A 24,079-nucleotide genomic window follows, 5' to 3' on the forward strand; every position below is an offset into this window, starting at 1 on the left:
TCCCATAGATGGGGGCTTGAACCTCCAGCCGCTAGAGGTTGCATATCCCCGCCGCAGCGGAACAACGGGAGCGGTGCCATGGATGGAGCGACCAGGCTGAGCTGGCGGGTAGAGGGGATGGACTGCGCCGCCTGCGTCGCGAAGGTGACGATGGCCGTCGAGCGTCTGCCCGGCGTGTCAGACGTCGAGGTCAACCTGATGGCGGAGCGGATGTCGCTCACCCTCGCCCCGCCGGGCGAGGCGGCGGCGGTGGTCCGGCAGGTAGAGGCCCTCGGATATGCGACGCGGCCCGAGCCTGCCACCGGCGCCGCAGGGAAGACCGCCGCCGGCGCCTCTTGTCCGGACCACGACCCTGCCGGGCACGCCCATGATCGCGCCACGGTTCACGCCCATGGCGAGCAGGACCCGAGCGACGCGGAGCGCCCCTGGTGGCGCACGGGCAAGGCCATGCTCGTCTGGGCGTTGGGTGCCCTCGTCGCCGGCGCCTACCTCCTGTCGCTCGCCCTGCCGCAGGACCACTACTGGCTCTTCCTCGCCGCGACCCTGATCGCGCTGGTGCCCTTCGGCCGGCGCGCCGTCGCGCTCGCCAGAGCGGGCAGCCCCTTTTCCATCGAGACGTTGATGTGCACCGCCGCCCTCGGCGCGGTCGTCATCGGCGCCGCCGAGGAGGCGGCGATCGTCGTGCTGCTTTTCGCGGTGGGCGAGCTGCTGGAAAATGTCGCCGCCGGCCGCGCCCGCGCCGGCATCCGCGCGCTCGCCGCGCTCATCCCCCGCGTTGCGCTGCGGTTGCGCACCGATGGCGGCACCGAACAGATCGCGCCCGACCGGCTCGCGGTGGGCGACCTAGTCCTGGTCCGCCCCGGCGACCGCGTCCCCTGCGACGGAATCATCCTCGATGGCCGCTCGGCGCTGGACGAAAGCCCCGTCACCGGTGAAAGCATTCCGGTGGCGCGCGGCCCCGGCGACGCGGTGCGGGCCGGCTCCATCAACACCGACGGCGCGCTGCGCCTGCGCGTCACCCACGCGGCCTCCGACAACACCATCGCCCGCATTATCCGCATGGTCGAGGACGCAACCGCCTCGCGCGCGCCCACGCAGCGCTTCATCGAGCGCTTCTCGGCCTGGTGGACGCCGGGGGCGATGGGCGTCGCGCTGCTCGTCATCCTGCTGCCGCCCTTCCTCCTGGGATGGGATTGGTCCACGAGCCTGTATCGCGGCCTCGCCGTGCTGCTGATCGCCTGCCCCTGCGCGCTGGTGATCTCGGTGCCGGCGGCCATGGCCTCGGGCCTGTCGGCGGGCGCCCGGCGCGGCCTGCTGATCAAGGGCGGCGCGGCGCTGGAGGCGATCGGCGCGGCCCGTGCAGTCGCCTTCGACAAGACCGGCACGCTGACCGAGGGCCGCCCACGAGTCACCGACGTGATCGCGGCGCCCGGGCGGGAGGCCGACGAGGTGATCGGTCTTGCCGCCGCGGTCGAGCAGGGCAGCGCACACCCGCTCGCCAAGGCGATCCTGGCCGAAGCCAGCGCTCGGGGCCTGACGCTCGCGCCTGTGCGCGACGCAGCAGCGATCCCTGGCCGCGCGGTTGCGGCGACGCTGCATGACCGCCAGGTGGAGGTCGGCAGCCCGCGCCACGCCGCCGAGCGTGGCGTGGCACTGGGCGGGCTGGCCGAGGCACTGGAACGCCTGGAGGGCGAAGGGAAGACGGTGTCAGTGGCGCTGATCGACGGCGCCCTGCTGGGCCTGATCGCGCTGCGCGACGAACCGCGCGCCGATGCCGCGGCCGGGATCGCCGCCCTGCACGCCCAGGGCGTGGCGGCAGTGATGCTGACCGGCGACAATGCGCGCACCGGCGCGGCGATCGCAGGCGCGCTGGGCATGGGCGTGAAGGCGGAGCTGCTGCCCGACGACAAGCTGCGCGAGATCGCGGCATTGCGCGCCCAGGGCGCGGTGGTGATGGTGGGCGACGGCATCAACGACGCGCCCGCGCTGGCCGCCGCGACGGTGGGCGTGGCGATGGGCGGCGGCACCGATGTGGCGCTGGAAACCGCCGACGCCGCCGTGCTGAAGGACCGCGTGTCGGGCGTCTCTGAACTGGTCGGCCTGTCCCGCGCGACCATGGCCAACGTCAAGCAGAACGTGGCCGTCGCGGTGGGGCTGAAGGCGGTGTTCCTCGGCACGACCCTGGTGGGCACCACCGGCCTTTGGCCCGCGATCCTGGCCGATACCGGTGCCACCGTGCTGGTCACGCTCAATGCACTGAGGCTGCTGCGCTGGAAGCCGGCGGCATGATGGCCCCTCCGGCCTGGCTGCCGCTGCTTCCCGCCTTCGCCGCTGCGGCCGCCTTCGCGCTCGGCAACCGCCGCGTCCAGCGGGTCATCGGGCGCTCGCCCGACGTCTTCGGACGTGGCGGGGATGATGCGCTCAACTTCCTCGGCCGGGCGCACCGCGGCGCCGCCGCAGCCTGCGCGGCGGGACTGCTGCTCGGCGCGGCTGGCGAAGGTCCCGCGGCAGTGACCGGCTGGGCGGGCGTGATCGCCATGGCAGCGGGCGCCGGGCTGCTGGCCTGGGCGCAGCGCGCCATGGGGAAATCCTGGCGGGTCGGGATCGATGCGGCCCCGACCGGCCTTGTGACCAGTGGCCCCTTCGCCCTGTCTCGCAATCCGACCTTCCTGGGTTTCCTGCTGCTCTTCGCCGGGGCGGCGCTGGCGGCGCCGGGCCCGCTGACGGCCGTGGCGCTGGGTGCCGCGCTGGTGAGCTTCCCCGCGCAGGTCCGCCTCGAGGAGGCGCATCTCGCGGCGCTGCACGGGGACGCCTGGCGCGCCTACGCGGCAAGAATCCGGCGATGGTTCGGCCGGGTCCAACGAAGGGTGACGGCTTGACCACCGTCCCCCCCACCATCAGCGACTCTCAAGGATGCACCAAGGCATGATGCGACGCGCCTTCTTCCATGCTGGTCTAGTCACCTTCGTGGCCGCCTCTCCACCCGCGACCGCACAACCCGCGCCGCCCGGGGAGCGCACGATCGGCCGCGCCGACGCGCCCGTGACTGTGGTCGAATTCCACTCGCTCACCTGCGGGAACTGCGCGCGCTTTCACAACGACATCTTCCCGCGGATCAAGGCCGAGTTCGTGGACACCGGCCTGGTGCGCTTCATCCTGCGTGACTTCCCGCTTGACCGCGTGGCGCTCGACGCCGCGGTCATGGTGCATTGCGCCGGCCCCGATCGCTTCGAGCCTCTGGTCGCGCTGGTCTATGCGCAGAAGGAAAACTGGGCGCATTCGCCCGATCCGCGCGCCGCGCTGCGGCGCTATGCGGGACTCGCTGGCGTCGGCGTCGCGCAGCTCGATGCCTGCTGGTCGGATGCGGGCTTTGCCCGCGCGGTTGTGCAGATGCGCCTGGAGGCGGAGCGGGATCATGGAGTGAGCGCGACGCCCTCCTTCCTGATCGGCGGCCGGCTGCACCGTGGCGTGCTGAGCTTTGATCAGTTCGCGAGCCTGGTTCGGCCGCTGCTGCCGGCGGGGGCACGCCGGTGATGTCGGTGCTGCGGGTGGTCCGGCGCACGCTGTGGGCTGCGGTGGGCTTTGTCGCGCTGGCGACCGTCACGGGCTGGGCTCTGGTGGATGGGCCGCTGGCACCGGCGCGCCCCGAGGTCGCGACCGGCCCCGCCTCGCTGAACATCGGCGGCCCCTTCGCGCTCACCGATCACCGCGGCCGCGCGGTGACCGAGCGCGACTTTGCCGGCCGCCCCGTGGCGGTCTTCTTCGGCTTCACCCACTGCCCGGACATCTGCCCGACCACGCTCGGCGAATTCGCCGACTACATGGCCGCTCTCGGCCCAGATGCCGACCGCATGCACTGGCTGTTCGTGACGGTGGACCCGGAGCGCGACACCACGGCGCATCTCGCCCGCTACCTGGAGCTGTTCGATCCTCGCGTGGTCGGCCTCACCGGCACCGAGGCGCAGGTGGCCGAGGCCGCGCGCCGCTTCCGCGTGTCCTACCGCCGCGTCCCGCTCGAAGGCGGGGGCTACACGATGGACCACACCGCGAGCGTCTTCCTGCTCAACGCCGCGGGCCGCTTCGCCGGAACCATCGACTTCCACGAGCCGGATGGGATCGCCATTGAGAAGCTTCGCGCGTTGCTGCGACGCCCGGGCAGCTGATGCTGGAACTGTCCGCCTTCGGGCTGCTCGTCGCCTTTGCCGGCGGCATGGTGTCCTTCCTCTCGCCCTGCGTCCTGCCGCTGGTGCCGGGCTACGTCGCGTGGGTGGCGGGCACCGACCTCGCCACGGCCCGCGCCGAGCGTTGGCGGGCGCTCAGGCTCTCGCTGTTCTTCGTGGCCGGCTTCTCGCTCGTTTTTGTGCTCCTGGGACTGGGCGCGACCGCGCTCGGCGGGCTGTTGCGCCGCTGGTCGCACGAGCTGACGGTCGCCTCGGGCCTGTTGATCATGCTCATGGGCGTTGTGCAGATGGGGCTGCTGCGGGCTGCGCCGCTGATGCGCGATCTCCGTTTCCGCCCGCCGGCCGAGGGTGGCGGGCCAGGCTCCGCCGTGCTGATCGGTGCCGCCTTCGGGTTCGGCTGGACACCCTGCATCGGGCCGGTCCTGGCCGGGGTTCTGGCGGCCGCGGCGCTGACGCCGGGTGCGGGCGCGGGGCTTCTCGCGGCCTATGCGCTGGGTCTGGGGGTGCCGTTCCTGCTGGCGGCCTTCTACCTCCCGGCGGCCATGGCAAGGCTGCGCGGCCTCGGGCGGCTTGGGCGGGCGCTGCAACTTGCCTCCGGCGCCGCGATAGTTCTCTTCGGCCTGGCCATCGCCACGGGCGAACTGACACGCTTCGCCATCTGGTTCATGGCCACCTTCCCATGGCTTGCGAGCCTCGGATGACACGCCGCAGCACGCGCCTCCTCATCGCCGGCGCTGCCGCCCTGCTGGCGTTTCTCGTTGATCAGGCCACCAAGCTCTGGGCGCTGGAGGCACTCTGGCCGCCTTATCAGGTGGTGGTTGAGGTGCTGCCGGTCTGGAATCTGCGCCTCGGCTTCAACACCGGCGTCACCTTCGGGATGTTCCGCGACAGCGCCGCCGGCGCGGTCTGGGCGCTGGTGCTGGTGAAGCTCGGCGTCGTTGCCGTGCTGCTGCGATGGCTGTGGCGCGGCGAGAGGCGACTGGAGGCCTTTGCGCTCGGCCTCGTGATCGGCGGCGCGCTCGGCAATGTGCTCGACCGCGTGCGGATCGGCGCGGTGGTGGACTTCCTCGACTGGCATTACCGCGGCTGGCACTGGCCCACTTTCAACATGGCCGATGTCGCCATCGTCTGCGGCGTGGCGCTGCTGCTGTTCGCCAGCTTGCGCGGCACCACGCCACGGACGCCCTGACCGCGTCGCGCCATCGCCTAAGGGAGCGCGCGGAACCGCTGGCCCTAAGGCTCGCGCAGCCTCAAAAAAGCCGTCACCAGCAGAAAGCCGATCACTGCCACGCCAAAGGGCGTGCGCCACCAGGTGGTGCGGGCTCCGTTCTTCATGATCCTCGGCTTGGTTTTCTCACACTGGCAGGGCGCCGCGCATGCGCAGCCAGGGGGCGCGGCTGCCATCGGCGCGCCAGGCGATCACGTCGTAGGTGTCAGGCGCGCGCCCCGGTACCTCCATCCCCGGCGTGCCGATCGGCATCTCGGGCACCGCCAGGCCGACGATCCCGGCAGGCCGCTCGGCAAGGGCCCGGCGGATCGCCATTCCTGGGACGTGCCCCTCGATGGCGAGCCAGCCGGCCGCGCGCGCCGCGTGGCAGGAGAGCAAGTCGGCGGGCGTGCCAAGCATTCGTCTGAACGGCGCCACCGACGGGACCACGCGGTCGGTCACTGCGAAACCCTCGGCGCGGAGGTGATCCACCCAGCCGCCGCAGCAGCCGCAGTACGGGTCGCGCCAGACTTCCGCCAGCTCGCGCCGCTGCGCGATCGCAGACGACGCGAGCGCAGAGCACGCCACGACGAGTTTGAAGCGACGCTGCATTGCGTCACCGCGCCGGCAGGCGGACCAGGATCGCCCGCATCTGGGCGATCTCGCGCTCCTGGTCGCGGATGATGGATTCGGCCAGCGCCCGCACCTCAGGGTCTCGGCCGTGCTCCAGGACCACGCGCGCCATATCGATGGCCCCCTGGTGGTGCGGGATCATGCCGGCCACGAAGTCGCGGTCCGCAAGGCCGCTGAAGGCGATGTTCATGTCCCGGTGCATCTTCTCGTTGGCCGCGATGAAGGCGCGGGTGGAGGGGGAGGCGCTCGCGGGCGCCTGCGTGTGATTTTGGCCACCACGCCCCTGCATCATGCCGCCGCCGTGCCCAGGGCCGTTGTGGGGTTGCGCCTGTGCGAACATGTATGCTCCGACGCCGGCGAGACCCACAGCGGCGAAGGCGATCAAAGCAAAACGGCGCATGCTGCGCTCTCCTTTTTCAATGCAGCGTGACCCTGCCCCACGCGACGCGACAAAGCTTCTTTGTCCTGTGACAAATCATGTCGGGGCCCTGCGGCGTGCGGTCTCTTCGAGCGCGCGCGCCCTGAAACCCGCCCAGCCGTAGCGACCTACCCGACGCTGACAACAAATGCGCCATGATTCGGTCTGCCCCCCGCAGCGGCCCGCCGTAACCACCATGTCATCATTTGTTATGCTCCTGACGCCATGTGACAGCGGCTTCTGGGCATACCCACTGCACGGCAATTCGCCGGACAGAAGAGGAAAGCCAGACCATGTTCCGCAGCTTGATCGTCGCCGCCACGCTCGTCTCCGGGGCCGCCCTGGCGCAACCCGCCTACGACATCCGCTCGATCCCCGGCGGCGTCCAGGGCAATGCGCCCGCCCATGTACATGAGTCGGAAGACGGCACGCCGGTCATTCATCGCCCCGAGACCCCGGCGAACCGCGCCGTGACGGCCGGTCCCGGCAGCCTCCAGGGCGGCGGGGATGATGCGTCCGTGACCCGCACCGGCCCCGGCCGCGGCACGTTCGGCGGTGACCGCGCCGCGATCGTCATCGGCAATGAGGATGGCGGGCCCGTCATCATCCGCTGAGCCGATCGTCTCCCGCGGCAGGCATCGGCCTGCCGTGGCGGGGCGCGGCGGACGCAGCAGGCCGCGCCTCATCACCACGCTGCAAATCGGTCATAGGAGCGTTCAATGATCCGAGGAATCCTTCTGGCCGCTACCGCCGTCGCGGCGATCGGCGCCACGCCACAGGCACAAGCGCAATCCGGCGACGCGACCTGGCAGTTCCGCTGCCCGGCCGCCGGCACCGCCGTCGAGCAGTCGAGCGGCACCACGCTGCGCTTCCGTGGCCCGGCATCCACCAACCCGGGCGAATGCATAATGGCGGGCAACCAGCGCCGCTTCATGGGCTACTGGCGGGTGGACGAGGGCTTCTACAACGCGGCGGGGCCACGCCTTGCCTCGGCGTTCGCCAATGGCATCAACCTCGCCAACGTCCAGCCGCTGGAATTCACCTATTTCGGCATCAATCGTTCGAATGACAGCATCCAGATCATGGAGCGCTGGACTGCGGCGGCTGGAGGCGCCGTCACGACGCCGGCCAGCACCTTCGACACGGTCCGGGTGGACCGGTATTTCAACGTCGTCGGTTCATCCTTCCAGTACACCCAGTCGGTGTGGTTCGATCGCGCGACCAATGTGCCGGTCCGGGCCAACATCGAGCACCGGAACTTCGTTCAGGCACCGACGCTGGTGAACTGGGTGGCCTTCGACGTGACGCGCCCGCAAACCCCTTCACGTTGAGTGCAACCGGCGCGCGGGCCATTCATCCGCGCGCCTTCATCCCCGCAGCTTCACCCGCACCAGCAGCCCGCCGGCCGGCGCCTGCGCCAAGGTGAGGGAGCCGCCCTCGCCCGCGGCGAAGCGCTGCGCGATGGTCAGGCCCAGGCCCACGCCGCTGCCGCCGCGCGCGGCGTCGAGACGCACGAAGGGCGAGACCGCGCGCTCGAACTCGGTCGGGGGAATGCCGGTTCCGGCATCGGCGATGTCCGTCACCCAGCCATCCGCCGTGGCGGTCAGCGTGATCGTCACGGGCGGCGCGCCATGCTGGAACGCGTTGTTCAGCAGGTTGCTGAAGGCCCGCTTCGCCGCAAGGCGCCGCAACGGCAGCACGGCCTGCGCGGGGCCGTGATAGGTCACGTCATGCCCAGCATCGGCGGCGTCATCGGCCAAGGTTTGGAGGATGGCAGCAAGGTTCGTCGGCACCGTCGGTTCGGCGTCACGGCCTTCGCGGAAGTACTCCAGCGTGCGGCTGACCATGGCCTCCATTTCCGTGATGTCGGCCTCCATCCGCGTGCGTTCCTCGCCCTCATCCAGGAAGCTGGCCCGCAGCTTGAGCCGCGCTAGCGGCGTGCGCAGATCGTGACTGAGCGAGGCCAGTGCCTCCGTCCGGTCCTCGATCAGCCGCGCGATACGCCCCTGCATGGCATTGAAGGCGATAGCGGCATGTTGGACTTCCACCGGGCCGTCGGTGGCCAGCATCACGGGTCGCGGGTCCCGCCCCACGCGGTCCGCCGCCTCGGCCAGGCGGCGCAGCGGCCTTGTCATCCAGCGCACGACAGGCACAGCGACAAGGCCGATGCCGATGGCCATCGCCAGCATCGAGAACAGGCCGCCATTGTCGACCGCAAGGCGAGGGTGCTCATGCGGCGTGAGGGAGAACACGATCCAGCCGCCGCCACTGGCCGGAACAGCACCCAGAGCGACATCCCCCGCCTGGCCGGCCCGTGCCCCTTCACCCAGCCGTGCTACCAGCTCGGCGAGGGTCGCCTGCGGTGCTTCCGCAGCCGGAGGTGCCTGCTGGACCCAATGCAGTTGCAATCCAGGCAATGACAAGCCATGGACGGCCGCGTCGCGCTCTCGCCCGTCGCGCTCAACCGCCAACGCGCGCGCGGCCTGGATGCGTTCGGCGTGGCGCGCATCGACTGCGGCCATCTCGACGCCATGCAGGGCGTGTTCATGAATGACAACGCTGCCGACATGCAGCATCGTCAGGCCACCCAGCATCACCAAGAGAGTGCGGCCCGCCAGGCTCGCCGGCCAGAGCCGCCTCACTCGCGCGTCACCGGCGGCACAAAGACATAGCCGCTGCCGCGCACCGTCTTGATGATGGCTGGGCTCGTCTCATCCGGCTCGATCTTGCGGCGCAGGCGGCTGACCTGAACGTCGACGGCGCGATCGGAAGTGTCCACGCTCATGCGGCGCTTGGCCACCTCCATCAGTTGCTCCCGACTGAGCACTCGCTGCGGATGCTCCAGGAAAGCCAGGAGCAAGTCGTGCTCGGCGCCGGAGAGATCGACGATCACCCCGGCTGGCGAAGTGAGTTCACGCGCCTTGAGATCAAGCGACCATCCCGCGAAGATCAGCCGTCGTGCCTTCGCCACGCTGTCCCCGGGGTCCATCATCGTGCGGCGCAGCAAGGCGCGCACACGAGCGACGAATTCGCGCGGCGCGAACGGCTTTGCCACGTAATCATCGGCCCCGATCTCCAGACCCACCACGCGGTCCGTCTCATCGGCCCGCGCCGTCAGCATGATGATCGGGACCTGGCTCTGCGCGCGAAGCCGGCGGCAGAGGTCGAAGCCGGAGACGCCGGGCAGCATCACGTCCAACACCACCAGGTCCGGCGGCGTGATCGCGTCGTTAATCACCTCGAACATTTCCCGACCGTCCCTTGCGGTGGAGACGCGGAAACCGGCTTCGCGCAGCAGGCGCGCGACCAGGGCGCGCATCTCGCCATCATCCTCGACGATGAGGAGGTGCGCCTCCGGGTCGAGCAAGCGCTGGTCGCGCTCCTGAATCACGGGATCGCCGCGAAACGCACCGAACGCTGGGGCTGGCCGGGCAGTGTCAACGTTGCCACCACGCGCAGACCACGGGCGGGGATGTCGCCCCGACCCACCAGGTAGGCGTCACCGGCGCCAGGTTCCAGCCGCACCGTCTGCTGCCGTCCCTGCGCCTGCACGACGACGCTGCCAGTGGCGCCACGCGCGCTAGTCGGGCGGTCCTGCTCGTCGAGCACATAGATGCGGAGCTCGCCCGCCTGCACCACCAGCTCGACATGGCGGGTGCCGACCTCCCCGATGGTCCCGCCATTCGGGCCGGGCGCGTGGGTGTGCGCGTGGGGTTGGCCTTGTGCCAGGGCGGCGCCCGGCAGAGCGAGAAGACCTGTGATGATGAGGGTGCGTCGGTTCATGAGATGATCCTCCAGGGTTCAAAAGGTTTCGGGAACGGCGCCAGCCGGGGCGGCGTGGCGCGCCGCCTCCGCCTCCGCCCGCAGCCGCTCCAGTGCCGGGCGGCCGAAGCGGTGGAACAGGATGGGCGTGACGAAAGTGTCCAGCAGGGTGGCACTGACCAGCCCGCCCAGGATGGTGACGGCGACGGGATGCAGGATTTCCTTCCCCGGCGCGTCGGCACCGATGGTGAGCGGGATCAGCGCCAGCCCGGCGGACAACGCCGTCATCAGCACCGGCGTGAGCCGTTCGGCCGAGCCGCGCAGCACCAGCGCCAAGCCCCATTTCTCGCCCTCATGCAGGGCAAGATTAAGGTAGTGGCTGATCTTGAGGATGCCGTTGCGCGCGGCGATGCCGGTCAGTGTCACGAAGCCCACCAGCGTCGCCACCGAGAGCGGCTGCCCGGCGATCCAGATCGCCACCACCGCGCCGATCAGCGCCAGCGGCACGTTGCCCATGATGATGAGCGCCAGCGTCGCCGAGCGGTAGCGCGAATACAGCACGGTGAAGATCATCGCCATCGAGAGCAGCCCCAGCAGGCCGATGGTCTGCATCGCTTCCTCCTGCGCCTGGAAGGTGCCCTCCAGGCTGGTGGAATAGCCGGGCGGCAGCTCGATGCGCGCCAGCTCGGCGCGGATGCCGGCCACGGCCTGCGCCATGTCCACCCGGCCGTCGGTGTTGGCCTGCACCACGATGCGGCGACGCGCGCCCTCGCGCAGCACCTGGTTGGGGCCGTCCGCATCCTCGACGCGGGCCAGCATGCGCAGCGGCACACGGCCGCCGGGCGTCTCGATCAGCGCGTCGGCGAGCCGGTCCGTCGTGCGGTCGGTGTCGGCGAGGCGCATCACCAGGTCATAGCGGCGCGAGCCTTCGAGGATCTGACTCACCACCACGCCGCCTGTCAGCGCCTGCATCTTCTCCAGGATCGCCGCAGTCGAAACCCCGTAGAGCGAGGCGCGCTCGTGGTCGATGGCGATGCGCAGTTGCGGCACCCGCACCTGACGCTCCAGTTGCAGGTCCACAAGGCCCGGGACATTGGCGGCCAGGCGGACGCGGATGGTCTCGGCCAGGGCACGCAGCGTGTCGAGGTCGTCGCCGAACACCTTGAGCGCGATCTGCGCCTGCACGCCGGAGAGCATATGCTCCAACCGGTGGCTGATCGGCTGTCCGATGGAGACGGCGCCGGGCAGCACCGCTAGGCGGTCGCGCAGGTCGCCCAGCACCTCGGCGCGGGAGCGCGCGCTGGGGGCGAGGTCCACATCGAGTTCCGAGCGGTGCACGCCCTCGGCATGCTCATCCAGCTCGGCGCGGCCGGTGCGGCGGCCCACACCGCGCACCTCCGGCACCTGCCGCACGATGTTCTCCGCCGCGCGGCCGAGTTCGCTGGACTGGTTGAGCGAGATGCCGGGCTGGAAGGTCAGCGAGATGAGCACGGTGCCCTCGTTAAAGGGCGGCAGGAAGAGGCGCGGCAGGAAGGGCACCGAGGCCGCAGCCGCCAGAACCGCGGCGCCCGCCACGCCCAGTACCGCCCCGCGCCGCGCGAAGGCCCAGCGCAGCAGCCGGTCGTTCAGCGCCTTCAGCTTGCGCACAAGCCAGCCCTCATGCTGGCCCAGGTTCTTCATGCGCGGCAGCAGGAAGTAGCACAGTACGGGGGTGACGGTGATGGACACGATCAGCGACGCCAGGATCGCCACGATGTAGGCGATGCCGAGCGGAGCGAAGAGCCGCCCCTCGATGCCCGTCAGGGCAAACAGCGGCAGGAACACCAGGATGATGATGGCCGTGGCGTAGACGATGCCCGAGCGGACCTCCATGCTCGCCGCGGCGATCACCTGCAGGATGGGTGCAGGCTTTTCGGCGTGCCGGTTCTCGCCGAGCCTGCGAAACACGTTCTCCACATCCACCACCGCGTCATCCACCAATTCACCCACGGCGATGGCAATCCCGCCCAGCGTCATCGTGTTGATGGAGATGCCGATCCAAGAGAACACGATCACCGAGAGCAGGATGGAAAGCGGGATCGCCAACAGCGAGATCGCCGTGGTCCGCACATTCAGCAGGAAGGCAAACAGCACGATGGCGACGACCACTGCGGCCTCGGCCAGCACGACCTGGAGGTTGCGGATCGAGGTCTCGATGAAGTTGGCCTGGCGGAACTTCACCCGGTCCGCCCGCACGCCGCGCGGCATGGCGGATTGCAGGTCCGCCAGCGCCGCCTCGACCGCCCGGGTCAGACGAATGGTGTCGGCGCCGGGCTGCTTCTGGATGCCCAGGATGACGGCATTGCCGCCATCCACGCCGGCATCGCCACGGCGGAAGCGGGCGCCGAAATCCACCTCCGCCACCTGGCGAAGAAGGATGGCCTGCCCTTCGCGGAAGCCCACGGGCGCATTGCGCAAATCCTCCAGCGAGGTGGTGCGGCCCAGATTGCGGATCAGGAATTCGCGTCCCGACTGGTCCACGTACCCACCGCCGGCATTCGTACCGAACTGCCGCAGCGCCGCCTGCAGCGCCTCGAAGTCGATGTTGAGCGCGTTGAGCCTATGCAGGTCCGGCATCACGCGGAACTGCCGCACCTCGCCGCCGATCGGGATCACCTGGGAAACGCCGGCGATGGTCAGCAGCCGCGGTCGCATCACCCAATCGGCCAGCGTGCGCAATTCCATCGCGGAGACCGAGCCATCCGCCGGCGCGGTCATCGCCACCAGCATGATCTCGCCCATGATGGAGGAGACGGGCGCCATCACCGGCTGCACCCGCGGCGGCAATTGTCCGGCGATCTGCCCCAGGCGCTCATTCACCTGCTGGCGGGCGCGCCAGATATCCGCACCCCAGTCGAATTCGACGAACACGATGGACAGGCCGACCGAGGAGACAGAGCGCACGCGCGTGACGCCCGGCAGTCCGTTCACCGCCGTTTCGATGGGGAAGGAGACGAGCTGTTCCGCCTCCTCCGGCGCCATGCCCTCGGCCTCCGTCATCAGCACGACGGTGGGCTTGTTCAGATCGGGGAAGACATCCACCGGCATGCGCGTGAGCGTCCAGGCGCCGTAGACCGTGACGAGCATTGCCGCAACCAGCACGAAGAGCCGGTTGCGGAGCGAGAAGGTGACGAGGGTGTTGAACAACATGGCTCAGCGAACCTGGGCGATGAGGCCGGCACCCTGCGTCACCACCCGCCGCCCCGGCTCGATGCCGGCCGTGATGACGACACGCGCGCCATCCAGCGGCAGCACGCGCACCGGGCGCGGCGCGAAGCGCTCGGCGCCAGTGTGCTCGAACACCACGGGCGGCCCTTCGGCCGAGCGCACCACCGCCTCGGCCGGGACGACGATGCCCTGCACGTTGCGGCGGTTGCGCACCAGCACCACCACGGGCGCCCCGACCGCCACATCGGCCGGCGGGTTCACCACGCGGAAGTTGAGTGGGACGGCCTGCTGCCGCACGGTCAGGCCGCGCCCGGCGAATTCCAGTTCCACGCTGCGGCCATCTCCCAGCACCGCGCTGGCACCGGCGATGTTGTCGAGACTGGTGCGGTCGAAGGCCAGCGCTTCCACCCACATGCGCGCCGGGTCCACGATCTCGAAGACGGCCTGGGTGTTGTCCACCAGCTGGCCCAGCGCCGCACGCACCACCGACACCACGCCGGAGACCGGCGCGACCAGCGGCTCGCGGCCCGAGAGCGCTGGTTGGATCGCGGCGCGGCGTTGCCTTGCACCGCCCAACTCGGCCTGCGCCTCGGAAATCTCGCGCTCGGACACGCTGCCGCGCAGCGCCGTCAGACGGTTCACCCGGGCGGCGAGGATGGTGATCTGCGCGTCCAGCTCGGCCGCATTCTGCACCAGCGTGCCGCGCTCGGCCGCTGTGTAGCTGGGAGTCACGAAGGCCAGCACCTGGCCCCGTTCCACACGCTGCCCAAGGGTGGGCAGGCCACGCTCGCCCGGTTCAAGCCGGCCGGACTGGCTGGGCTGTACCCGGCCCGAGGCGTTGGGGTCGGGCACCAGCGTGCCGACGATCTGCGTGGTGGCCAGCGCCTCGCCCGCCGCCGTTACCTCGGTGCGGATGGTGAGAAGGCGCTGGGAGGGCTTGGGCATGAACACGGTGCCGTCATCCATGCGGCGCGGCGGCTCGGCCACGGTGGTCTGCGCCATGGCGGGCAGGGCCAGCAGCAGCATGGCCACAGACGCGGCAACCTTGGCGGGGCTCGTCACCCGCGCGACCGCGGGCTCCGGGGGCGCGATCGCCAGTTCCGGCTCTACCATCGCAGGCAGTGGGCGGGGTGCTGAAAGCCGGCCGATGACCAGACCAAGCACCAGCAAGCCCAGGCCGCCCGCCAGCAGCATCGGCGCCTCGCGCAGCGCCTCCATCCAGCCATGCCGCTCGGCCGCGGCGTTTACGGGTTCGGGGATGTCGAGATGGCCGGTCAGCAGGTCCATCTCCTCACCGGCGGTGATCGAGAAGATCAGGTCCACGCTGCCAGGCTGAGCGAGGCGGGGATGCCTCAGTGAGAACAGGCCGATCCCTTGGCGCTCGGCCTGGATCTCCTGGTCACCCACGGTGACGGTGACAGCGCCATCCACCGGCTCGTTGCCGACCCAGCGGTCGAGATACAGCAGCAGGACACCGCCGGGCTGCAGGATGCCGACGAGCTCGAAGCTCTCGCTGTCGGCGACGATGCGGGGAAGTGCTGCGCTTGCGGCGGCGGGCTCGTCGCCATGGTCATGGCCAGGCCCGGCCAGCGCGGGGGCGGTCAACATGGCAAGGCTGAGGACGAACGCGGTGAGGATGCGTCGCAGGATCACGGTTCGACTCCCAGAATCTGGTTGATGGTGGAGGCGGCGCGATCACGCTCCACCCGCGTGCGGCGGCGCGTGGCATCGGATTGCGCGAGCTGGGCACGGACGCGCGCCACCTCGATGAACGGCAAATTGCCGGCGCGGAACGCGGTCTCGATCAGTCCAGCCTGCTCGGCCAGCGCGCGGTGCCGCTGCTCGGTGATGGTGGTCAGCGCCTCGGCATCCGCGCGCTGCGCGCGGGCGCGGCGCTCGGCGGTCTCAAAGCCCCGGGCGATGGCCGCCAACTGGGCTTCGGCCGCTATGGCTTCGGCGCGCGCGGTCGCCACGCGTTCCTCGACCTGGGGGCCATAGGAGAAGGGGATGCGGATGCCGATCTGCGGACGATCCACCCAGCGCTCGCCGAAGGCGTCGCGCTCGCGCCGCCATCCCGCGAAGATCGTGGGACTCGCGCGGTCACGCACCTGGGCGAGCCGCTCCTCGGCGCGGGCAAGCAGCAGGCTGGTGGACGCAACGGCCGCCTGAGGCAGGTCGCGCAAGGCGGCGCCAGGGACGCTCGAGCGGGCAACGGGTTCGGCGGCAACCACGGTTGGATCCCGCCCGGTGAGGGCGCGGAAGGCCAGCGCCGCATCCCTCACTTGGCCCTCCGCGATCCGCAGCGCTCCCTCGGCGTCACGTGCTTCGGATTGCGCAACCAGAAGATCCGTGCGGGGCGCATTACCACCGGCCGTCTGCCGGGCCATATCTCGTTCCAGAACGCGCGCCGCGTTGAGCCGTGCGCGCGACGCCTCGCGCTCCGCCAAGGCCAGCGCCCAACCCCAGTAGGCATCGCGGACCTCGCCGGCAACAACAATGCGGGCTTGCCGGAGCCGTGCCTCCAACTGCTGTTCCTGAGCCGTCACGGTGCCACGAAGGGCGCGCGATTCTCCGGGGAGCCAAATCGGCGCGTCCAGGCCCAATTCGAACTCCTGGTAGCCCGTGCGCTGCGGATTGACCTGCGTACGCCAAGAAGGGGCGAACGTCGGCGCGCCGGGCAGCAGCGCCTCGGAGCCCCGCCGGCGCGCGGCGATCACGTCCCGTTGTGCGGTCAGCGCACGAATCTCAGCGTTAAGTTCGATGGCAGCGGTGAAGCCCGCACGCAAATCCGCGGCCTGGAGCGGTATCGGCACCAACAGAATTGCTGAAAGTGCAAATAGCAGCCTGCGCATGCCCACGTTCTCCTGCATGCACGGCTCGTGGCACGACGTTCATGTCGGTTGGCTGCAAGTTTGTGACAAAACATTGCAGCGATCCCGTTCTGGACCAGAGAAGGTTGGATTCCGGTTCCCACCGCTGCTCCAGTATCTCCCCGAACAACCATTCACCACGTATCAGACGGCGCCGTGAACCGCAGGTTTCCTGGCGTTTTGCAGCGACGGGTTGAGGGTTGGAGAACGCAACGAACCCGGAAAACTCTCTCCGGAGGCGCGAAAATCTCCGAAGCTTGGGGGTAGCCTGATTTAAGCCTCAAGCTTTAATCTGCTGAAAAGGCACAGCTTTGGCCTGATGTATCGGCGCTGCGTTCAGCCTGCGCATCTCCCACCGGACGCAGCTGGGGACCGAATCACGCGCGTATCCGTCAACCCCTTGAGGCGCCGCACGCGGCCATCCTCGGCCACCGTTATGCTCTCTTGTTTTGCCCAGGCTATGTCTTCGGGAAACGGCACACCCATATCGTCAGCCCCCATCGAGTGATCCAGGCGGAATTTTAGTGGGCCATCGCCGCCGCGCCTGCTCCTAAGCTGCTCTGCGACCTGGCCATTGGCAGCGTCTCCGGAGCGGGCGGGCGGTACCCGAGCGACGAGTGTGGCCGGACCCGATTGTAGTGCCGCCGCCACTCCTCGATCAGCACCTGCGCCTCGCAGAGCGTGTTGAACACCTCACCGTTCAGCAGTTCGTCCCGCAGCTTGCCGTTGAAGCTCTCGACGTACCCGTTCTCCCACGGGCTCGCCTTCTCGATGTACGCCGTCCTCGCCCCGACGCCGGCGACCCAGCCCTTCACCGCCTCAGCCACGAACTCCGGTCCCTGGTCCGAGCGGATGTGCGTCGGCGTCCCATGCTTCAGGAACAGGTCGGCAAGCACGTCGATCACGTCCGACGACGTCAGCCTCCGCGCCACCCGGATCGCCAGCGCCTCGCGCGTGTACTCGTCCACCACGCACAGCATCCGGATCTTCCGACCCTCCCGCGTCCGATCCTCGACGAATTCATACGCCCAGACGTGGTTGGCGTGTTCAGGCCGCAGCCCGCAGGAGCCGTTCGCCAGCCACAGCCTCCCACGCTTCGGCTGCCGCTGCGGCACCTTCAGCCCCTCGCAGCGCCAGATCCGCTCCACCCGCTTGCGGTTTACCGCCCAGCCCGCGGCCCGCAGCAGCGCCGCGATCCGCCGGTAGCCATACCGCCCATAGCGCTTCGCCAGATCGACGATGTCCGCCGTCAGCGCGGTCTCGTCGTCGGCACCCCGTGGCGCCTTCCGCTGCGTCGATCTGTGCTGCCCCAGCACCGCGCAGGCCTTCCGCTCCGACACGCCGAACTCGCGCACGACGTGCTCGACGCAGGCCCGCCGCCGCGCAGGGCTCACCACTTTCCCTGTGCGTCAGACGCAGTGCGTCTGACCCTTCAAGATCACCTTCTCGAGCGTCAGGTCCGACACCGCCTTCCGCAGACGCGCGTTCTCCCGCTCCAACTCCTTCAGCCGCTTCACCTGGTCCAGCTTCAGACCGCCGAACTCGCTACGCCACCGGTAGTACGTCGGCTCCGTGACCCCGATCGCCCGCACTGCCTCAGCCACCGACTTGCCCTGGCCAACCAGCACCTCGACCTGTCGGAGCTTCGCCACGATCTCCTCAGGCCTGTGCGCCTTGCCCATCGCCATCCCAGATACCCCTTTGCTGCCGCCGGACTACATGACCGACGGATCGCTTCCGGGGGGTCAGGTCACTATCGCTGCTCTGTCTGCGCTCTCTCTCTCATGAAGCGCCTGAGCCTCCGCTCAGCCGCGTCGCGTTGAGCCTCGTGGGATCAGACGGCCACGCAAGATGATCGCTTCATCAGGCAAAGCCGGCTCGGCGATACGGTCCACCAACAAATCAAGTCCTCGCCGCACCATCGCAACAATCGGCTGCTCAAAGCTTGTGATGTCATAGGCAGCGCGCGCTGCCTCGGGAATGCTGTCGAACCCGGCGACGGAGATATCGGTTGGAACGGTGAGGCCCGCCTTCCGGAGTGCGTCGACCACTCCCATGGCAATAACGTCGCTTACCGCGAACACACAATCGGGCCGCCGCTCTGGCGCCATCGCGGCGATCTCGTAGCCCGCAGCATGGCCGCCCTCATAGACGGAGCGGCCATCAAAGGTCGAGGTGATGCAGCCACCTGCAGTGACGAAACGCTCGATAAAGCCGCGCTCTCGGTCAATGCCGTTGGAACTTGCACCACCGGTGTGGATGACTGCAGCGCGGCGATGTCCACTCTCAAGGAGGTGCTGCGCGATGCTGGCGCCGCCCTCAGCGTTGTCGCAGGAGACAGAACTGGCGTGCAACCGCGGCACACGGTTGATCATCACGACGGGCACGCCGTTCGCCGCGCAGATCTCGGCCGCACGTGAAGACATGTCGGCAGAAGTGATGAGGCAGCCATCCATCTGGTACTGCAATAGCGCCTCAGTGGTGCGGTCCTCGATCGGGCCGGAGCCGGCATGCAGGATGAGGAAGCGCAGCCCCCGCTCAGCGCTTTGCGCCACCACCTCCTCCAGCAGCATGGCGTAGAAGGGGTTGCTGCTCGGACCTAACACCAAGCCGAGCAGGCCACTGCGCCCGGAGGATAGGGTCCGCGCCAGCGCATTGGGCATGTAGCCGGCATCCACCGCCAGACGGGCAATGCGCTCCCGCACGGAAAGGGAGATGCGCGGATCGCCTTTCAGCGCGCGAGAGACGGTGGAGGCCGAGACGCCCGCCTGCTGCGAGAGGGTGACGATCGTGGTGCGCGGGCGGCTTGACCGAAGCTCCATCCCGTCAAGCTAGCATGGACGCCGCCCCAGGTCATCCGAGATTGTGACGGCTGCCAGCGAACATGAACGTCTAACCTACTGCATAAATTAACAAAAAAACTGCGCAATCGTTTGCGCAATTTGTCTGGACAAGAAGCCAAGTCTCTCATAGCCTCAACGACAACAATGCTCCGAGGAAACCGACCCGAATGACTGAGATGCCACGCCAGATGGCCATGGTGGGCTTTATGCAAGCCCAGAACTGCTCGATCGCTCCGGGTTCGTGGCGCCACCCCGCGAATGCACTGGACTTCCTCACGCCTGACTATTTCCAGCGCATCGGCCGTGTACTGGAGGATGGCAAGTTCCACCTAGCGTTCTTCGACGACCGGCTGGCCATGCCGGATATCTACGGCCATGACCACCGCGAGGCAGTGGAGAACGGTATCCGCGTGGTCAAGATGGACCCGATTTCCATCCTGACGGCCATCGGCTGTGCCACGAAAAATCTCGGCCTCGGCGCAACCTATTCTACCACCTATTACGAGCCCTTCCACGTGGCGCGCCTCTTCGCCACGCTGGACCTGATGACGCGCGGGCGTTCCGCCTGGAACATCGTCACCTCGCTCAACGATTCCGAAGCGGCGAATTTCGGCCGCTCGGAGCATCTGGAGCACGATCTCCGCTATGATCGCGCCGATGAATTCGTCGAGTGCGTGATGGGCCACTGGGATAGCTGGGAGGAGGGCGCCATCATCGCCGACAAGGCGAGCGGCCGCTTCGCCGATGGCGCGCGCGTGCATGCGCTGAACTATGAGGGGAAGTATTTCCGCTCCAAGGGCCCGCTCTCAGTGCCACGCTCGCCACAGGGGCATCCGGTACTTATCCAGGCGGGGCAATCCGGCCGCGGCCGCCGCTTCGCCGGGCGCTGGGGCGAGTTGATCTTCGTGGTCTATCCGAACATCGAAGCGGGCCGGAAGCAGTATGCCGACCTCAAGGCGGCCGTGGCTGAAGCGGGGCGCGACCCTGAGAGGGTCTTCGTGGCGCCAGCCTGCTATGTCTGTGTAGGCGAGACGCGCGCCATCGCGGAAGCCAAGCGCGAGGCGATCCTGGAACTCTCCAGGCCGGTGGATGGCTTGGTGCTGCTCTCCGAGGTTACGAATTTCGACTTCGCCAGCAAGGACCTGGACAGCGAGTTCACGGACGAGGAACTCCAGAAAATGTCCTGGACGGGCTTCAAGGACCGCGTGGTCATGCTGAGCGGCAAGCCCAACCCCACCGTGCGGGACTTCGTGCATTTCTCCGGCCGCGGCACGATCAAGGAGTTCCCGAACTTCGTCGGCACACCAAAGGACGTGGCCGACCAGATGGAGGAATGGTTTACCACGCGCGCCTGCGACGGCTTCGTGCTGGCCGCGACCCACACGCCTGGCGCCTTTGAGGATTTTACGCGCTTCGTGGTGCCGGAACTCCAGCGGCGCGGCCTCTATCACAAGGACTACACTGGCCCGACGCTGCGGGAAAACCTGGGCCTGAAGCGCCCGAATGCGCGCGACTGGCGCATCTGAAGCAGGGAGGAACGACATGACGAAGCTCACCCGCCGCGCCGCCCTCGGCGCATCGCTCGCCCTGCCCACGCTCGCGCGCGCGCAGGATGTCTGGCCCTCGCGCAGCGTGCGCATCATCGTGCCCTATGCGGCCGGCGGCGGCACGGATGTGACGACGCGCGCCATCGCCGAGCAACTCACCGCCCGCTTCGGGCGCAGCTTCGTGGTGGAGAACAGGCCCGGCGCCAATGGCATCGTCGGTACCGAGGCCGTTGCCCGCAGCGCGCCGGATGGCTACACGCTGGGGGCGCAGACCAGCACGCATATCATGGCGCGGCAGTTGGGGCCCCTGCCCTATGACCCGGTGACCGACTTCACCCTGCTCTCCATCACTGCGCGCTATCCGATGGTGATGATGGCGAGCATGCGCGCACCCTTCCAGGATGTCGGCGGCCTCATCCGCGCCGCGCGCGCGCAGCCGGGTGGGGTGCCGCAGGGCACCTCTGACGCACAATCCTCCTTCGCCGCGCGGCAATTCGCGCTGCGCGCCGGGATCGAACTGAACGAGGTGCCCTATCGTGGCAGCGGCGCCTATCTGGCCGATCTCACGGCGGGGCATCTCCCGGTGGCCTGGGGCAGCCCGGCCACCGCGGCGGCGCTGGTCGCCTCCGGCCAGGTGCGCGTCATTGGCGTCACATCGCCGCAGCGTTCGCCCTACCTGCCGGACGTGCCCACGCTGACCGAGGCTGGGGTACCGCAGACGGACTTCGTGGGCTGGTTCGCCATCCTCGCGCCCGCCCGCCTGCCGACGACCATCGCCATGCAGCTCAACACGGCGATCAACGAGATCATCGCCACACCCGCCATGCGCGCTCGCTACGCCACGCTCGGCAACGAAGCGGCACCGATGGACCTCGAACAACTCGCGGCGCTGATGCGCGCGGATGACGCGAAATGGGAGCAGGCGACGCGGGACGGGCTGATCCGGCGCACGCCATGACCGAGCTCCGGATGCTCTCGACCAGCGGCATCCTCGGCTATGGCTATGCCGAGGAGTCGCTGCGCATCGGCATGGCGCGGGAGCCGCATGTGATCGGCGCCGATGGCGGCAGCACCGATCCCGGCCCGCATTACCTGGGTGCCGGCACCTCCTTCACCTCGCGCCTCTCGGTGAAGCGCGACCTGAAACTGATGCTGCTCGCCGCCATGGCGGCCAGGATCCCCTGCATCATCGGCACCGCCGGCGGCGCGGGGGGCGAGCCGCATCTGCAGGCCACGGCCGAGCTGGTGCGCGAGATCGCGCGCGAGGAGAAGCTCTCCTTCCGCATGGCGCTGATCCATGCCGAGCCCGAGCGCGCCATGCTGCGCGAGGCCGTCTCGGCCGGCCGGGTGAAGGCGCTGGCGAAGCTGCCGCCGCTCGATGCCGCCACGATCGACCGCGCCGAGCGGATCGTTGCCATGATGGGGCCCGAGCCGATCGCGAAGGCCCTGGATGGCGGCGCGCAGGTCATCCTCTGCGGCCGCAGCAGCGACCCCGCGCAATGGGCCGCCGTCGCGCTCCGGCACGGCATCCCGCCCGCCGTCGGTTGGTATGCCGGCAAGATGCTGGAATGCGGCGCCGAACCCGCCGTGCCCAAGGAGCCCGACTGCCTGCTGGTGACGCTCCGCGAGGACCATCTGGTCTGCGAGCCGCCCAACCCGATCCGCCGCTGCACGCCGCTCTCCGTGGCCAATTTCGCCCTGCATGAGAATGCAAGCCCGATCCACCACACCGAGCCGGGCGGGATGCTCGACACCTCCGACGTGACCTTCGAGCCGGTGAGCGACCGGGCGGTGAAGGTCAGCGGCATGCGCTGGGTGCCGGCCGCGCAATACACCGTGAAGCTGGAGGGCGTGGAGCGCGACGGCTACCGCGCCATCACCCTCTGCGGCACACGCGACCCGGTGCTGATCGGCCAGATCGACGAGTATCTCGCCACGCACCGCGCCAAGGTCGCGGCCAAGGCTGCGGCCTTCGGCGTGCCCCCCACGGCCTGGCGCATGGCCGTGCGGGTCTATGGCAAGGATGGCGTGATGGCGGGCTGGGAACCAACACCCGCCGTCACCGGCCATGAGCTGGGCTTCGTGATCGAGGTGGTGGCGGAGACGCAGGATGTGGCGGATGCGGTGCTCGCCATGGCGCGCACCTCGCTGCTGCACGCCGATTTCCCGGGGCGGCTCTGCAAGGAGGGGAACATGGCCTTCCCCTTCTCGCCCTCCGACATCGCACTCGGCCCGCTCTACCGCTTCAGCATCTTCCACACGCTGGCGCTGGAAGATCCCTGCGCGATCTTCCCCATCGAATACGAGAGCGTCTGACATGCCCCGCATCCGCGACATCGCGCAGGTCTGCAAGAGCAAGAATGCCGGGCCCTTCGTCGTCACGATCGACGTACTCTTCGAGGACCACGCGCTCTACCGCCGCGTGAAGGCGACGGGCGTGCTGAACGCGGCCCTCTTCGCGAAGCTCTACGGCGTGGCGGAGGAGGATGTGCTCTTCACCGCCTATGATGCGGCGGCCGCCTTCAAGGCGAGCCTGCCGCGCCTCGTGCCCGCCGGCGGCTTCGGCGACACGGATGTCTATGGGGCGCAGCAGCACGCGCCGCTGCTCGATGTCGAGATTCCGCTGAACGACGCGGCCTGAGCATGATCCGCCGCGCTGGTATCGCCCCGGCGGCCAATCACCTTCTCGACAGCCCCTAAAGCGAGCTGCCGCCGCACATCATGATCTGCTGCCCGGTGATGGCTCCACCTTGCGGGCCGAGCAGGAAACCCACCAGCGCCGCCACCTCGCCCGGCTCGATGTAGCGGCCGATGGGCGGCACCTTGGGAACGTCGCCCGCGCGCGCCGGGTCGCGCAACATGGGCGTGTCGGTGGAGGCGGGAGCGACGACATTCACCATGATGCGCCGGCCGATCAGCTCGCCCGCCCAGGCCCGCGCCATGGCCACCAGCGCCGCCTTGCCTGCCGCATACTGGCTGCGGCCGGCCACGCCCATCGCCGCACGGCTGCCCAGCAGCACGATGCGGCCGCCATCGGGCATGCGCGGCGCGAGGCGATCGGCCAGTTGGAAGGCCACCTCCACATGCAGGCGCCACAGCGTCTCCCCCACCGCAGCATCGAGCTGACCGAGCGGGGCCGCGCGCATCAGCCCCGCCGCATGCACGAGCGCGAAGGGGGCGAGGCCGTCGAGCGCCGCTTCGGTCGCGGCAGGGTCCAGCAGGTCCACCGCGCGGTGGCTGTAGCCCTCCGGCAGGGTCGCGGGTGCGGTGCGGCTGAGGCCGGTGACCTGCCACCCCTCGCGCAGCAGATGCGCGGTGATGGCAGCGCCGATGCCGGAGGTGGCGCCGGTCACGACGGCATGGGGCATTTCGGGGTCTCCTCGGGGCTTCGCGTTTGACAGGCGGTTGGCC

Annotated in this window: 23 protein-coding genes and 1 pseudogene; 13 read left to right on the forward strand and 11 right to left on the reverse strand. The window is 69.2% G+C overall.

Features of this window, described 5'->3' with window-relative positions; translation table 11 throughout:
• Positions 1-78: 78 nt before the first annotated feature.
• Genes KTR66_RS05425 through lspA form a run of 6 tightly spaced genes read left to right on the forward strand, consistent with a single transcriptional unit; the run spans position 79 to position 5,370 of the window.
• Positions 79-2,289, forward strand: a complete 2,211-nt coding sequence (locus KTR66_RS05425) for a heavy metal translocating P-type ATPase (protein ID WP_249731850.1) — start codon at positions 79-81, stop codon at positions 2,287-2,289.
• A complete protein-coding gene (locus KTR66_RS05430) occupies positions 2,286-2,879 on the forward strand; it encodes an isoprenylcysteine carboxylmethyltransferase family protein (RefSeq protein ID WP_213611177.1) in 594 nt (197 codons plus the stop codon). The genes KTR66_RS05425 and KTR66_RS05430 overlap by 4 nt, the downstream gene beginning before the upstream one ends.
• Positions 2,880-2,925: 46 nt before the next feature.
• Positions 2,926-3,534, forward strand: coding sequence for a DsbA family protein (locus KTR66_RS05435; protein ID WP_249731851.1), 609 nt, complete (start codon positions 2,926-2,928; stop codon positions 3,532-3,534).
• On the forward strand, positions 3,534-4,163 hold the full coding sequence (locus tag KTR66_RS05440; protein WP_213611181.1) for an SCO family protein: 630 nt from the start codon (positions 3,534-3,536) through the stop codon (positions 4,161-4,163). The genes KTR66_RS05435 and KTR66_RS05440 overlap by 1 nt, the downstream gene beginning before the upstream one ends.
• The gene (locus KTR66_RS05445) at positions 4,163-4,882 is read left to right on the forward strand and encodes a cytochrome c biogenesis CcdA family protein (RefSeq protein ID WP_249731852.1); all 720 of its coding nucleotides are present in this window, start codon (positions 4,163-4,165) and stop codon (positions 4,880-4,882) included. Before KTR66_RS05440 ends, KTR66_RS05445 begins: the two co-directional genes overlap by 1 nt.
• Entirely contained in the window at positions 4,879-5,370 is a 492-nt protein-coding gene (gene lspA / locus KTR66_RS05450) for a signal peptidase II (RefSeq protein WP_213611183.1), read from the forward strand. Before KTR66_RS05445 ends, lspA begins: the two co-directional genes overlap by 4 nt.
• A 165-nt stretch (positions 5,371-5,535) precedes the next feature.
• On the opposite strand, the gene KTR66_RS05455 is transcribed toward lspA, so the two are convergent.
• Entirely contained in the window at positions 5,536-6,000 is a 465-nt protein-coding gene (locus KTR66_RS05455; RefSeq protein ID WP_213611185.1) for a DUF411 domain-containing protein, read from the reverse strand.
• Between the two features lie 4 nt (positions 6,001-6,004).
• Positions 6,005-6,421 (reverse strand): DUF305 domain-containing protein, encoded by a 417-nt coding sequence (locus KTR66_RS05460; RefSeq protein WP_249731853.1) that lies wholly within the window; start codon positions 6,419-6,421, stop codon positions 6,005-6,007.
• A gap of 311 nt (positions 6,422-6,732) precedes the next feature.
• On the opposite strand from KTR66_RS05460, the gene KTR66_RS05465 reads away from it, so the two are divergent.
• Complete coding sequence (locus tag KTR66_RS05465; protein WP_213611187.1) at positions 6,733-7,053, forward strand: hypothetical protein; 321 nt, start codon at positions 6,733-6,735, stop codon at positions 7,051-7,053.
• Positions 7,054-7,158: 105 nt separating this feature from the next.
• A complete protein-coding gene (locus KTR66_RS05470) occupies positions 7,159-7,770 on the forward strand; it encodes a hypothetical protein (RefSeq protein ID WP_213611189.1) in 612 nt (203 codons plus the stop codon).
• Positions 7,771-7,806: 36 nt separating this feature from the next.
• Here the strand turns inward: KTR66_RS05470 and KTR66_RS05475 are convergent, their stop codons facing one another.
• Complete coding sequence (locus tag KTR66_RS05475; RefSeq protein ID WP_213611191.1) at positions 7,807-8,847, reverse strand: ATP-binding protein; 1,041 nt, start codon at positions 8,845-8,847, stop codon at positions 7,807-7,809.
• 18 nt (positions 8,848-8,865) lie between these two features.
• Here KTR66_RS05475 and KTR66_RS05480 point away from each other — a divergent pair, with 18 nt between their 5' ends.
• Positions 8,866-9,111 carry a hypothetical protein gene (locus KTR66_RS05480; RefSeq protein WP_213611193.1) on the forward strand — a complete coding sequence of 82 codons (246 nt, stop codon included), beginning with the start codon at positions 8,866-8,868 and terminating at the stop codon, positions 9,109-9,111.
• Here the strand turns inward: KTR66_RS05480 and KTR66_RS05485 are convergent.
• The 7 genes and pseudogenes from KTR66_RS05485 to KTR66_RS05515 form a co-directional block, all read right to left on the reverse strand.
• Positions 9,078-9,830, reverse strand: coding sequence for a response regulator (locus KTR66_RS05485; protein ID WP_371819034.1), 753 nt, complete (start codon positions 9,828-9,830; stop codon positions 9,078-9,080). The two genes, KTR66_RS05480 and KTR66_RS05485, sit on opposite strands and share 34 nt — an antisense overlap.
• Positions 9,827-10,222, reverse strand: a complete 396-nt coding sequence (locus tag KTR66_RS05490) for a hypothetical protein (protein WP_213611195.1) — start codon at positions 10,220-10,222, stop codon at positions 9,827-9,829. The genes KTR66_RS05485 and KTR66_RS05490 overlap by 4 nt, the downstream gene beginning before the upstream one ends.
• An 18-nt stretch (positions 10,223-10,240) precedes the next feature.
• A complete protein-coding gene (locus KTR66_RS05495) occupies positions 10,241-13,390 on the reverse strand; it encodes an efflux RND transporter permease subunit (RefSeq protein WP_371819035.1) in 3,150 nt (1,049 codons plus the stop codon).
• 3 nt (positions 13,391-13,393) lie between these two features.
• Positions 13,394-15,061 (reverse strand): efflux RND transporter periplasmic adaptor subunit, encoded by a 1,668-nt coding sequence (locus KTR66_RS05500; RefSeq protein WP_213611197.1) that lies wholly within the window; start codon positions 15,059-15,061, stop codon positions 13,394-13,396.
• Positions 15,058-16,278: a TolC family protein gene (locus KTR66_RS05505; protein ID WP_213611199.1), complete on the reverse strand. Its 1,221-nt coding sequence runs from the start codon at positions 16,276-16,278 to the stop codon at positions 15,058-15,060. Before KTR66_RS05505 ends, KTR66_RS05500 begins: the two co-directional genes overlap by 4 nt.
• 521 nt (positions 16,279-16,799) lie before the next feature.
• A pseudogene (locus KTR66_RS05510) lies at positions 16,800-17,960 on the reverse strand (IS3 family transposase).
• A 123-nt stretch (positions 17,961-18,083) separates the two neighbouring features.
• On the reverse strand, positions 18,084-19,100 hold the full coding sequence (locus KTR66_RS05515; RefSeq protein ID WP_213611201.1) for a LacI family DNA-binding transcriptional regulator: 1,017 nt from the start codon (positions 19,098-19,100) through the stop codon (positions 18,084-18,086).
• Positions 19,101-19,288: 188 nt separating this feature from the next.
• On the opposite strand from KTR66_RS05515, the gene KTR66_RS05520 reads away from it, so the two are divergent.
• From KTR66_RS05520 to KTR66_RS05535, 4 genes are read left to right on the forward strand one after another with little or no spacing between them, the layout of a single operon-like run.
• Complete coding sequence (locus KTR66_RS05520; protein WP_213611203.1) at positions 19,289-20,647, forward strand: LLM class flavin-dependent oxidoreductase; 1,359 nt, start codon at positions 19,289-19,291, stop codon at positions 20,645-20,647.
• A gap of 16 nt (positions 20,648-20,663) precedes the next feature.
• Positions 20,664-21,626, forward strand: a complete 963-nt coding sequence (locus tag KTR66_RS05525) for a tripartite tricarboxylate transporter substrate binding protein (protein ID WP_213611205.1) — start codon at positions 20,664-20,666, stop codon at positions 21,624-21,626.
• The gene (locus KTR66_RS05530) at positions 21,623-22,984 is read left to right on the forward strand and encodes an acyclic terpene utilization AtuA family protein (protein WP_249731854.1); all 1,362 of its coding nucleotides are present in this window, start codon (positions 21,623-21,625) and stop codon (positions 22,982-22,984) included. Before KTR66_RS05525 ends, KTR66_RS05530 begins: the two co-directional genes overlap by 4 nt.
• Position 22,985: 1 nt before the next feature.
• Positions 22,986-23,309: a DUF4387 domain-containing protein gene (locus KTR66_RS05535; RefSeq protein WP_213611207.1), complete on the forward strand. Its 324-nt coding sequence runs from the start codon at positions 22,986-22,988 to the stop codon at positions 23,307-23,309.
• A gap of 55 nt (positions 23,310-23,364) precedes the next feature.
• On the opposite strand, the gene KTR66_RS05540 is transcribed toward KTR66_RS05535, so the two are convergent.
• Positions 23,365-24,036 carry an SDR family oxidoreductase gene (locus tag KTR66_RS05540; protein WP_213611209.1) on the reverse strand — a complete coding sequence of 224 codons (672 nt, stop codon included), beginning with the start codon at positions 24,034-24,036 and terminating at the stop codon, positions 23,365-23,367.
• Positions 24,037-24,079 lie beyond the last annotated feature (43 nt).

Origin of the sequence: Roseococcus sp. SDR, from assembly GCF_019083995.1 — a bacterium.
GTDB lineage: Bacteria > Pseudomonadota > Alphaproteobacteria > Acetobacterales > Acetobacteraceae > Roseococcus.